The organism is Pseudomonas sp. TH06 (assembly GCF_016651305.1).
Classification (GTDB): Bacteria; Pseudomonadota; Gammaproteobacteria; order Pseudomonadales; family Pseudomonadaceae; genus Aquipseudomonas.
In genome coordinates this window covers 425,987-439,644 of sequence record NZ_JAEKEC010000003.1, presented here as the reverse complement: position 1 = coordinate 439,644, position 13,658 = coordinate 425,987, and the positions used below count along the sequence as shown (strand labels likewise).

Annotated in this window: 1 protein-coding gene; it reads left to right on the top strand. The window is 63.3% G+C overall.

Annotated features, from left to right (window positions below):
• Positions 1-12: 12 nt before the first annotated feature.
• On the top strand, positions 13-13,635 hold the full coding sequence (locus JFT86_RS26805; protein WP_201239109.1) for a non-ribosomal peptide synthase/polyketide synthase: 13,623 nt from the start codon (positions 13-15) through the stop codon (positions 13,633-13,635).
• Positions 13,636-13,658 lie beyond the last annotated feature (23 nt).

Here is a 13,658-nt window from a genome sequence, read left to right as displayed (position 1 = left end):
GAGGACCACGGCATGCAGCAGTTGATTGAATCGGTAGGCGCGCTTTCTCCCGAGAAACGCAAGGCGCTGGCGATTCTACTGGGCAAACAGGGCATTAACCTTTATGGCATCGCGCCGATTTTCCGGCGCACCGAAGGTGAACCGCTGCTGTTGTCTTATGCCCAGGAGCGGCAGTGGTTTCTCTGGCAGATGGAGCCGGACAGCGCGGCGTACCACATCCCCACGGCGTTGCGCTTGCGCGGCGCCCTGGACATGGCGGTACTGCAGCGCAGTTTCGATACGCTGATCGAACGTCACGAAAGTCTGCGCACCGGGTTTGCCCGAGGTGATCAGGACAAGGCCATTCAACTGATCAAGGCGCCGTTTGCCTTGCAGATCGAGGTTCACCCACTGGCAGGCGAAGTCGATGAGCCGCGTTTGCGCGCGGCCATCGAAGCACAGATCGCCCGCCCGTTCGACCTTGAACAGGATGCGTTGCTGCGAGTCTGCCTGTTGCAACTGGCACCGGACGATCACGTTCTGGTGATGGTGCAACATCACATCATTTCCGATGGCTGGTCGATGCAAGTGATGGTCGGCGAGCTGATCGAACTCTATGCCGGGTTCAGTCGGGGCGCGCCGGCCACGCTGGCACCGTTGCCGATTCAGTACGCCGATTTCGCCCAGTGGCAACGCAGCTGGATGGACGCCGGTGAGCGCGAGCGGCAACTGAGCTATTGGGTCGAACACCTGGGTTTGGATCCGGGCGTGCTGGAACTGCCGGCCGACCATCCGCGCCCGCTGGTGCAAAGCTATCGCGGCGCACGTCTGGATCTGCAACTGGACGCGGCGTTGAGCAAAGGCTTGCAGGACCTCGCGCGCCGTGAAGGCGTGACGATGTTCATGCTGTTGCTGGCGGCGTTCCAGACCTTGCTGCATCGCTACAGCGGTCAGGATGACATTCGCATCGGCGTGCCGATTGCCAACCGCAACCGCGCGGAAACCGAAGGGTTGATCGGCTTTTTCGTCAACACCCAAGTCCTGCGCGCCAGCCTCGACAGCAGCATGCCGTTCAGCGCGTTGCTGGCCCAGGCCAGGCAATCGGCGCTGGGCGCGCAGGCGCATCAGGATCTGCCGTTCGAGCAATTGGTCGAAGCCCTTGCGCCGGAACGCAGCCTGAGCCGCAGCCCGTTGTTCCAGGTGATGTTCAACCATCAGAGCGGCGCGCGGCAGGCCAATCAGGCCATGCAATTGCCGGAGCTTGCGGTTGAAAGTGTGAACTGGGACAGCCTCACGGCGCAGTTCGACCTGACCCTGGAAACCCACGAGTCGCCGCAAGGCGTTTGGGCCTCGCTGATCTACGCCACGGACCTGTTTGAGGCGACGTCCATCGAGCGGATGGGCCGGCACTTGCAGGCGTTACTCAAGGGTATCGTCAGCGATGCGCAACAGCGCGTCGGCGAGTTGCCGTTGCTCGATGCCAGTGAGCGGCAGGTCTTGCTGCACGACTGGAACCCTGTGGACGCTCCGTTTGCCAGCGATCTGTGCATCCACCAGTTGATCGCTCGCCAGGCGGCGCAGACCCCGGATGCACGGGCGGTGACCTTTGCCGAGCGGCACCTGACGTATGCCCAGCTTGAAGCGCGGGCCAACCCGTTGGCGCATGCCTTGATCGAGCGTGGCGTCGGCCCGGAAGTGCGGGTCGGCGTGGCGATGCAGCGCTCGGAGAATCTGCTGGTCGCGCTGCTGGCCGTGCTCAAGGCAGGGGGTGTGTACGTGCCGCTCGATCCGGATTACCCGGCCGACCGTGTCGCTTACATGCTCGAAGACAGCCGTGCGTTGTGCCTGCTGACCGAACGAGAGGTCGCTGCCAATCTGGCGATCGCGGCCGATACCGACGTGCTGCTGATGGACAACGCCGCCGAAGATTTCGCCGCGTACCCTGCGCATGCGCCGGACACGCGGGTGTCGGCCGACAACCTGGCGTATGTGATTTACACCTCCGGTTCTACCGGCAAACCGAAAGGCGTGGCGATTGCGCATCGCAACGTGCTGGCGCTGATCGACTGGTCGCAATCGGTGTACAGCCGCGACGATATTCAAGGCGTGCTGGCCTCGACCTCGGTGTGTTTCGACCTGTCGGTGTGGGAACTGTTTGTCACCCTGGCCAACGGTGGTTCGCTGGTCATCGCCCGCAATGCGCTGGAATTGCCGCAGCTGCCGGCCCGCGATCAAGTGCGCCTGATCAACACCGTGCCGTCGGCGATTGCCGCCCTGCAACGCAGCGGCGAGATCCCGCCGAGCGTGCGCATCATCAATCTGGCCGGCGAGCCGCTCAAGCAAGCGCTGGTGGACACCCTATACGCGCAACCGACGGTCGAGCATGTTTTCGACCTGTATGGCCCGTCGGAAGACACCACCTATTCGACCTGGACCCGGCGCACGGCCGGTGGCCAGCCGAGCATCGGCCGGCCACTGAAGCACACCGCCAGCTATGTCCTTGATGGCGAGCTGCAACCGGTGCCGCAAGGCGTGGCCGCCGAACTGTATCTGGCCGGTGCCGGCATCACCCGCGGTTACCTGGCCCGACCGGCGTTGACCGCAGAAAAATATCTGCCGAACCCGTTCGGCGCTCCGGGCGAGCGCTTCTACCGCACGGGTGACCTGACGCGTTATCAAGCTGACGGCAACCTGCAATACGTCGGGCGTATCGACCATCAGGTCAAGGTGCGCGGTTTCCGCATCGAGTTGGGCGAGATCGAAGCACGCCTGCTGCAACAAGACGCGGTGCGCGAACTGGCGGTGCTGGCGCAGGAAGGCGCGAGCGGTCAGCAACTGGTCGCCTACATCGTGCCGAGCGCTGCCCTGGGCAATGCCGAAGAACAAGCGCGGCTGCGCGAAGTACTCAAGGCCGGCCTGCGTGAACACCTGCCGGAGTACATGGTGCCGGCGCACTTGCTGTTCCTCGAACAACTGCCGCTGACTCCCAACGGCAAGCTTGATCGCAAGGCCCTGCCCAAACCTGATGCAGCGCTGGAACAGCACACCTATTTGGCGCCGAGCAACGACAGCGAACGGCAATTGTGTGAGATCTGGCAGGCCGTGCTCGGGTTGGAGCAGGTGGGCGTCACGGATAACTTCTTTGCCCTGGGCGGTGACTCGATCATCTCCATTCAGGTGGTCAGCCGCGCGCGTCAGGCCGGTCTGCGCATTACCCCCAAGGATTTGTTCCAGTACCAGACCGTGCAAGGTCTGGCCCGGGTCGCCCAGCGTGGCGAGGCGGCGTTCAGCATCGAGCAGGGCGCCGTCACTGGCAGCACGCCGTTGCTGCCGTTCCAGCAACGATTCTTCGAACTGCAGATTCCTGAGCGTCAGCGCTGGAACCAGTCGCTGCTGCTCAAACCATCGCAGACGGTCGATGCCAATGTCCTCGAACGTGCCTTGCAGGCGCTGGTGGCGCATCACGATGCCTTGCGCCTGAGCTTCAACGAAGGCGCTGAAGGCTGGACGGCCACGCACCGTGCGCCGGATAACCAGCCGTTGCTGCAACAGGCGAGCGTGCAGCACAACGACGAAATCGAAGCGGTGTGCGACGCCGCGCAAGGCAGCCTCGATCTGCAAAACGGCCCGCTGTTGCGCGCCGTGCTGCTGAATGTGGCCGACGGCAGCCAGCGCCTGTTGCTGGCGATCCATCACCTGGTGGTCGACGGTGTGTCCTGGCGCGTGTTGCTGGAAGATTTGCAGAACGCTTGCGAGCAACTGCAAAACGGTCAGACGATCAAACTCGCGGCCAAGACCAGCCCGTTCAAAGACTGGGCGCAACACCTGCAAACGTTCGCCGCCGGCGAGCTGCACAACGAACTGGCATGGTGGGCCGAGCAGTTGGGCGAGGCGCCTGCCGATCTGCCTTGCGACAACCCTGCGGCGACCTTGCAAAACCGTCACGCGGTGAGTGTGGAAACCCGCCTGAATGCCGATCAGACCCGCCAACTGTTGCAGCAGGCGCCCGCCGCCTATCGCACACAAATCAACGATGTGCTGCTGACGGCACTGGCGCGGGTGATTTGCCGCTGGACCGGTCAGGCTTCGACCCTGATTCAACTCGAAGGGCATGGCCGTGAGGAGCTGTTCGACGACATCGACCTGAGCCGCACCGTTGGCTGGTTCACCAGCCTGTTCCCGGTGCGCCTGACCCCGGCCATGGGCCTGGCCGACTCGCTCAAGGCGGTCAAGGAACAGCTGCGTGGCGTGCCGAACAAAGGCCTGGGTTTTGGAGCCTTGCGTTACCTGGGCGATGAACACGCGCAGCAGACCCTCGCAGCGCAGCCGGTACCGCGCATTACCTTCAACTACCTGGGGCAGTTCGACAGCCAGTTCGACGATGCCGCGCTGTTCGTGCCCGCCAGTGAAAGCACCGGCCGTGAACAGAGTTCGTTGGCACCGCTGGCCAACTGGCTGGACATCAACGGCAAGGTCTATGGCGGTGAGTTCAACCTCAGCTGGTCGTTCAGCCACGAAATGTTCAATCAGGCGACGATCCAGCGTCTGGCTGACGACTATGCGCAAGAACTCAATGCGCTGATCGCCCATTGCTGTGAGGCGCACAACCGCGGCGTGACGCCGTCGGACTTCCCGTTGGCTGACCTGAGCCAGGCGCAGCTCGATCAGCTGATCACGGATCCGCAAGCGGTGGACAACGTTTATCCGCTGTCGCCGATGCAGCAGGGCATGCTTTTCCACACCCTGTACGAAAAAGGTTCGGGCGATTACATCAACCAGATGCGCGTGTCGGTGGAAGGGCTCGATGTCGAGCGTTTTCGTCAGGCCTGGCAAGCGGCGCTGGAGGCTCATGACATTCTGCGTACGCGGTTTGTCTGGGGCGGCGCGCAAGTGCAGCCACTGCAAATCGTCGAACGCACGGCCACGCTGCCGTTCACCGTTCACGACTGGCGCGGCCAGCCGAGTGAGGCGCTGGATGCGCTGGCCGAGGCCGAGCGCAGCCGTCCGTTCGACCTGAACGAGGTGCCGCTGTTACGCCTGGTGGTCGTGCGCACAGCTGTAGACCGTCACGAACTGCTCTACACCAGTCATCACATTTTGATGGACGGCTGGAGCAACTCGCAATTGCTCGGTGAGGTGTTGCAACGCTATGCCGGGCAAGTGCCTGCAGCGACCATCGGCCGCTACAGCGATTACATCGCCTGGCTGCAGCGTCAGGACAGTCAGCTCAGCGAGCAGTTCTGGCTTGAGCGTCTGGCTCAATTTGATGAGCCGACCCGCCTGGCCCAAGGGCTGGCGGATCGTTCGGCGAGCGCAAATGGCGGGATCGAACAATATCAGCAGTGGATCGACGCCACCGGCACGTTGCGCCTGAGTGAATTTGCCCGCCAGCAAAAAGTCACCCTTAACACCTTGGTGCAAGCGGCGTGGCTGCTGCTGTTGCAGCGTTACACCGGGCAATCGACCGTGGCATTCGGCGCCACCGTGTCGGGGCGTCCGGCGAACCTGCCGGGGGTCGAGCAGCAGGTCGGCCTGTTCATCAACACCTTGCCGGTGATTGCCCGTCCGGAACCGCAACTGACGGTCAGCCAGTGGCTGCAAACCGTGCAAGAACTCAATATCGCCCTGCGTGATTTCGAACACACGCCACTGGCCGATATCCAGCGCTGGTCGGGGCAGGGCAGCGATGGCCTGTTCGACAACCTGTTGGTGTTCGAGAACTACCCTATCTCCGAAGCGCTGGAGCAAGGCTCAGCGCTGGGCCTGAATTTCGGCGCGGTCGACACCCGTGAACAAACCAACTTCCCGTTGACGGTCGGGGTCAATCTGGGCGAAACCCTGTCGGTGCATTACAGCTTTGCCACGGCGAATTTCAGCCAGGAGGCGATTGTGCGTTTGCACGCACAACTGGCCTCGCTGCTGGAGCAATTCGTGCAGTCGGCCAATGCGCGTCTTGGCGCGTTGACCCTGCTCAGCCGTGAAGAACAGAACCGTTTGCAGGACAGCAATCGTGCGCAACCCTGCACCGACCCGTTGCTGGTGCATCAGCGCATTGCGGTGATTGCGGCGCAGCAGGCGCAACAAGAGGCCGTGCGTTGTGGCGATCAGGCGTTGACCTTCGCCGCGCTTGAAACCCAGGCCAATCGCCTCGCGCATGTGTTGATCAATGAAGGCGTCGGCCCGGAAGTGCGCGTCGGCGTAGCCCTGCCGCGCAGCGCATCGATGCTGGTCGCCTTGCTCGCTGTGCTCAAGGCCGGCGGCGCCTACGTGCCGCTGGACGCCAGTTATCCGCGCGAGCGCCTGGCCTATCTGATCGAAGACTCGGGCATCGCCCTGTTGCTCACTGATTCGCAACTGCGCACCCAGTTACCGCTGAGCGCCGGTCTGCGCGCACTGGACCTGGACACGCTGTCGAGCGCCGAATGGCCAGACGTTGCGCCGCAGGTCGACGTGCAGGCGGAAAACCTCGCCTACGTGATTTACACCTCGGGTTCCACCGGACAACCCAAGGGGGTGTGCGTGGAGCACGGCCCGTTGGCGATGCATTGCCAGGCCATCGGCCAGCGCTATGAAATGACCCCGGACGATTGCGAACTGCATTTCATGTCGTTCGCGTTCGACGGCGCACATGAGCGGTGGCTGACCCCGCTGACCCATGGCTCGCGGCTGTTGTTGCGCGACGACAGTCTGTGGAGCCCGGAGCAGACCTATACCGCCATGCAGCAACACGGCGTGACGGTGGCGGCGTTCCCGCCGGTGTACCTGCAGCAATTGGCCGAGCACGCCGAACAGGTTGGCCAGCCGCCCGCAGTGCGCATCTACTGCTTCGGCGGCGACGCCGTGCCCAACGACAGTTTCGAGCGGGCGCGTGCCGCGCTGGCGCCGCAGTACATCATCAACGGTTACGGGCCGACCGAAACCGTGGTCACTCCGCTGATCTGGAAGGCCGGACGCAATGACGAGTGCGGCGCGGCCTATGCACCCATCGGCACGCGTATCGGCGACCGCAGCACCTGTGTGCTCAGCGCTGATCTCAACGCGTTGCCACAGGGCGTGATGGGCGAGTTGTACCTGGGCGGCACCGGGCTGGCCCGGGGTTATCTGGATCGTCCGGCGATGACCGCTGAACGCTTCGTACCCGATCCGTTCGGGGCGCCGGGCAGTCGTCTGTATCGCAGCGGTGACCTGGTGCGTGAGCGCGCCGATGGCGTGTTTGACTATCAGGGCCGCGTCGACAACCAGGTGAAAATCCGTGGTTTCCGCATCGAACTGGGCGAAATCGAAGCGCGTCTGCTGGAACTGAGCAGCGTGCGCGAAGCCGTGGTGCTGGCGCATGCCGGGCCCAGCGGCAAGCAACTGGTGGCGTATCTGGTGCCGACGCAGTCGGTGGCAGAAGCCCATTTGGGCGAATGGCGCGACAGCGTGCGCAACGCCCTCAAGGAGAGTCTGCCAACGCACATGGTGCCGGCGCACTTGATGGTGCTGGCGCAACTGCCGGTGACCCCGAACGGCAAGCTGGATCGCAAGGCGCTGCCGGCACCGGATGCCAGCCTGATGCAGAACAGCTACGTGGCGCCGCGCAACGACATGGAGCAACGCATCGCCACGATCTGGGCCGATGTCCTGCGCCTTGAACGTGTCAGCGCCACGGACAACTTCTTCGAGCTGGGTGGTGATTCGATCATCTCGATTCAAGTGGTCGGCCGTGCGCGGCAGGCCGGTATCCAGTTCACGCCCAAGGATTTGTTCCAGCACCAGACCGTGCAGGCACTGGCGGCAGTCGCGCAACTGGGCGGCACGCTGCTGAGCATCGACCAGGGACCGGTCAGCGGCGCGACGCCGTTACTGCCGTTCCAGCAATGGTTCTTCGCCAGCGAGATTCCCCAGCGGCATCACTGGAACCAGTCGTTGCTGCTCAAACCGGCGATGACCCTGCACGCCGACACCGTTGCGCAAGTGCTTCAGGCACTGGTTGGGCATCACGATGCCTTGCGCTTGTCGTTCAGTGAAACGACTGACGGCTGGACAGCCACTCACCGCCCGATCGATCCTGCGCAAGCACTGCTCTGGCAGCGCACGCTGACCGATCCGGGTGAAATCGAAGCCACCTGTCAGCAGGCCCAGGGCAGCCTCAATCTGCACGACGGTCCGCTGCTGCGAGGTGTGCTGCTCGATCTGCCGGACCACACTCAGCGTTTGCTGCTGGTGGTGCATCACCTGGTGGTCGACGGTGTCTCGTGGCGTATTCTGCTGGAAGATCTGCACACCGCGTTCAGCCAGATTCAGGCCGGGCGCGAGGTCGCGTTGCCGGCCAAGACCAGCGCCTTCAAAGCCTGGGCCGAACGCCTGCAGGCGCACACCGCCAGCCTCGATGATGAACAGGCCTTCTGGCGTGAGCACTTGCAGGGGGCGAGCGCCACGTTGCCGTGCGAGCGCCCGGGCGGCAGCCTGGAAAACCGCTACGCGCAAAGTGTGCAGACGCGTCTTGCCCCTGAGCTGACCAAGCAACTGTTGCAACAGGCCCCGGCGGCTTATCGCACGCAGGTCAACGACCTGCTGTTGACCGCACTGGCGCGCGTCATCAGCCGCTGGAGCGGGCATGCCTCGGCGCTGATTCAGCTGGAAGGTCATGGTCGTGAAGACCTGTTTGACGATATCGATCTGAGCCGCACCCTCGGCTGGTTCACCAGCGTGTTCCCGGTGCACCTGACGCCGGCCAGCGGGCTCGCTGATTCGATCAAGCAGATCAAGGAACAACTGCGCGCGATTCCCGACAAGGGCATCGGTTTTGGCGCCTTGCGTTATCTGGGCGATGTGTCGGCGCGTGAGGCTTTGGCTGACCTGCCAACGCCGAAAATCACCTTCAACTACCTTGGCCAGTTCGACAGCCAGTTCGACGAAGCTGCGCTGTTCCTGCCGGCCGGCGAAAGTGCCGGCAATGACCTCAGCGATCGCGCCCCTCTGGGCAACTGGTTGTCGGTCAACGGCCAGGTGTATGGCGGTGAGCTGAGCCTGTCGTGGAGCTTCAGCGAGCAGATGTTCGACACCGCGACCGTGCAGGCATTGGCCGATGATTACGGGCGTGAACTGACGGCGCTGATCGACCACTGCGTGGTTCCGGGCAACCACGGCCTGACGCCGTCGGACTTCCCGCTGGCCGCGCTGAGTCAGGCGCGTCTGGACGGTTTGCCCGTGGCGGTCGCGGACATCGAAGACATCTATCCGTTGTCGCCGATGCAGCAGGGCATGCTGTTCCACACCTTGTCCGATGATGGCGACGATCTCTACGTCAACCAGCTCAACCTGTCGGTGGAAGGCCTCGATATCGAGCGCTTCCGTGCCGCGTGGGAATGCGTGGTGCAGCGCCACGAAATTCTGCGCACGTCGTTCCACTGGCAAGACAGCCAGGCGTCACCCCTGCAGATCGTCCACCGTCAGGGCGTGGTTGACCTGCAAGCGCTGGACACGCCGATGGATGATGCGCAACTCGCCGAGTTCGCCCGCCAGCAGCGCGTTCAGGGCTTTGCGCTGGACCGCATGCCGTTGCAGCGCACGCGCCTGATTCGTCTGGGTGCGGACAAGTACCAATTGATCTGGACCAGCCACCACATCCTGATGGACGGCTGGAGCAGTTCGCAGTTGTTCGGCGAGGTGCTGCAGCATTACGCAACCGGTCAGGTTGAAGGCGAGAGCGGTCGTTATCGCGACTTTATCGCGTGGTTGCAGCAGCAGGATTCGGCGCAACTGGAGCAGTTCTGGCGCGGCCACTTGCAGACGCTGGTCGAACCGACCGCGTTGAGCCAGGCGATGCACCCGCGTCACGAGTCCGCCGAGCACGGTCACCAGGCGTTGTACACCCGTTGGGATGCACAGCAGACCGCTTTGTTGCAGCAGCATTGCCGAGCGCAGGGCATCACCGCCAACACGCTGATTCAAGGCGCATGGTTGCTCTTGTTGCAGCGCTACACCGGGCAGCACAGCGTGGCATTTGGTGCCACCGTGGCCGGACGCCCGGAAGGCTTGCCGAATGCCGGCAGCATGCTGGGTCTGTTCATCAATACCTTGCCGGTGATCCAGACCCTCGATCCGGCACAGCCGCTGAACGCCTGGCTGAGCAGTCTGCAGGCTTATAACCTCGACCTGCGTGAACATGCTCACGCACCGCTGGCGGACATTCAGCGCTGGTCGGGGCAGGGCGGGCAAGCCTTGTTCGACAGCATCATCGTGTTCGAGAACTACCCGATCGACCAGCGTCTGGAACAGGCTCCGGGCGGCTTGCGCTTCGGCACCTCGGCCAGCCATGACGTGACCAACTTCCCGATGGACCTGGCGGTGCATCTGGGCGAAGAGTTCTCCATCGAGTACCTGTTCCTGCGTGATCGTTTCAGTGTCGAAGCGGTCGAGCGGATCCGCCAGACCATGGAAGTGTTGCTGCACAGCATGATGCAGCAGCCGACCGAGCGTCTCGGCAATCTGCAACGTCTGGCTGCGCCACAATGGCAGGCCTTGCAGCAGTGGGGCGCAGAACCGGCGGCGGTGCACCGGCGCGAGCTGTTACCGGCGATGATTGCCGCGCAACGCCCTGAGGCGATTGCCGCCGAATGTGCCGACGAGCAGTTGAGCTATGCGCAACTCGAGCGCCGTGCCAACCAGTTGGCGCATCATTTGATCGCGGCGGGTGCCGGTCCGGAAGTGCTGATCGGTGTCGCACTCGAGCGCTCGCTCGACATGCTGGTGGCCTTGCTCGCGGTGTTCAAAAGTGGCGCTGCCTACGTGCCGCTGGACATCGATTATCCGAGCGATCGTCTGGCCTTCATGATCGAAGACTCCGGCATGCGTCAGATGATCAGCCGTGGCGCCGCCAGCCAGCGCTTGCCGCTGCCGGCGAACCTGCCATTGCTCGATCTCGATCATTTCGATGGCAATCAATATCCGCACACCGCACCTCGGGTGCAGACCTGTGATGACAGCCTCGCGTACCTGATCTACACCTCGGGCTCTACCGGTTTGCCCAAAGGTGTTGCGGTGACGCACGGACCGCTGAGCATGCATTGCCAGGCGATCCGCGAACTGTACGAAATGGACGCCAGCACCCGCGAACTGCACTTCATGTCGTTCGCCTTCGATGGCGCGCATGAGCGCTGGCTGACCACCCTGGCCTTCGGCGGCACCCTGGTGCTGCGCGATCATGAACTGTGGACACCGGAGCAGACCAGCCACGCCTTGCTCAGCCGTTCGATCGACATCGCCTGCTTCCCGCCGGCCTACCTCAAGCAGGTGGCCGAGTACGTCGAGGCCAGCGGTATGGCCGTGCCGAAGGTGCGCATTTACTGCCTGGGCGGTGACGCTGTGCCGGAGCAGACCCTGGCGCAAGTGCGCCGCGTGTTGCAGCCGCAGTTCATCACCAACGGTTACGGCCCGACCGAAACCGTGGTCACGCCGATGCTCTGGAAAGCGCCGAACGATGAAGCCTGCGCTGCCGCCTATGCGCCGATCGGGCGAGTGGTCGGCCAACGCTCGCTGTGGGTGCTGGACGACGATCTCAATCCGCTGGCACAAGACTTGTCCGGCCAGTTGTATATCGGCGGCTACGGGGTTGCCCGCGGTTACCATGGCCGTGCGGCCATCACCGCCGAGCGCTTCGTGCCGGATCCGTTCGGCGCGCCGGGCAGTCGTCTGTACCGCAGCGGCGACCTGGTGCGCCTGCGTCACGACGGCATCCTCGATTACGTCGGCCGCGCCGACCATCAAGTGAAGATTCGCGGCTTCCGCATCGAACTGGGTGAAATCGAAGCCTGCCTGCGCGCTCAGGACGGCGTCACCGATGCCGTGGTCATCGCCCGTGACGGCGTCTCGGGCAAACAGTTGATCGGTTACGTGGTGAGCGCCGACGACAACGCCGGTGACCGTCTGAAGACCCTGTTGCGCGCACAATTGCCGGAATACATGGTGCCGCTGCAGATCATTGGTCTGGCGCGCCTGCCGATCTCGCCGAACGGCAAACTGGACCGCAAAGCGCTGCCGGAGCCTGAGTTCTGCGCCGATCAATATCAGGCGCCACGCAACGAGCAGGAACGTTGGCTGGCAGAGATCTGGGCCGACGTGCTGCAAGTGGAGCAGGTGGGTATCAGCGACAACTTCTTCGAGTTGGGCGGTGATTCGATTCTCAGCCTGCAAGTGATTTCCCGGGCACGGAACCATGCGCAACTGAAACTGGAGATCAAGCTGCGCGACCTGATGCGCTTCCAGACCATTGGCAACCTGTTCGACCAGCAAGCGGTCGCGCACTCAAGTCAGACTGCCGACAGCAGTCATGTGGCGCAGGCTGGCGCGTTTGGTCTGCTGCCGATCCAAGAGTGGTTCTTCGCCGAGGGCATGAGTGAACCGCATCATTTCAACCAGGCAATGATGCTGCGTTCGCGCCAGGCACTGGATGCCCCGGCACTGGAGCAGACGCTGCGGTTGATGCTCGAGCAGCACGATTCGTTGCGCCTGCGCTTCTATCAGGACCAGGGCCGCTGGTTGCAGCACTATCAAACGTTGCCGGACTGCTTGCGCATCGCTGAGCGCAACCCGTTGCTGTGGCAACGGGAGATCAGCGACATCGAGCAACTCGACGCACTGGTCAACCAGGCCCAGCGCAGCCTCAACCTGCTCGAAGGGCCACTGATGCGCGGCCTGCTGGTGAACCTGCCGGACGGCGAGGTGCGTCTGCTGTTGGTGGTGCATCACCTGGTGATCGATGCGGTGTCGTGGCGGGTATTCCTGCAAGACTTGCAACTGGCCTACGAGGCGTTCAGTCAGGGCCGCGAACCGCAACTGGCGCTGCGCACCAGCAGCTATCGTGTCTGGGCCGACGGCCTCGCGGCGCAGGTGCCGGCACTGGTCGAGCAAGAGCTGGATTACTGGCTGGCACAGCTGGATCAGCCGGGCAAGGATCTGCCGTGTGACAACCCGCGTGGCAAGAATCTGGTGCGTTTCCGCGAAGAAACCTTCATGGGCCTCGACGCCACCCGCACCGGGCAATTGCTCAAACAGGCGCCAGCGGTGTACGGCACGCAGATCAACGATCTGCTGCTGACGGCGCTCGGTCGTGTGCTGTGTCGCTGGAGCGAGGCCGAGTCGGTACTGGTGCAACTGGAAGGGCACGGCCGTGAAGACCTGGTCGAAGGGCTGGACCTGAGCCGCACGCTCGGCTGGTTCACCACCATGTTCCCGGTTCGGCTGGCGCCGTTGACCGAGCAGGATTTCGGCGCGTCGATTCTGGCGGTACGCGAGCAGTTGGCGACGGTGCCGCAGAAGGGCGTCGGCTACGGCGCGTTGCGCTACATGGCCGATGCGTCGGTGCAACAGCGTCTGGCGGCGTTGCCACAGGCGCGACTGACCTTCAACTACCTGGGGCAGTTCGACCAGACCTTTGATGAGCAGGCGATGCTGATGCCGGCGGACGAGCACATCGGCGACGTCTACAGTCTGGACGCCAACCTTGGCAACTGGCTGGAAATCGTCGGTCAGGTGTTCGACGGCAAGCTGTCGATGCGCTGCATGTACAGCACCCGTCGCTTCCGCCCAAGCACCATCGAGACCTTGATGCAGCAGTATCAGGCCGAGCTGGAAGCGCTGGTCGAGCATTGCCTGCAACAGTCGGCGCGCTGAGCCGGTCTTTAACTTTTTGAGAG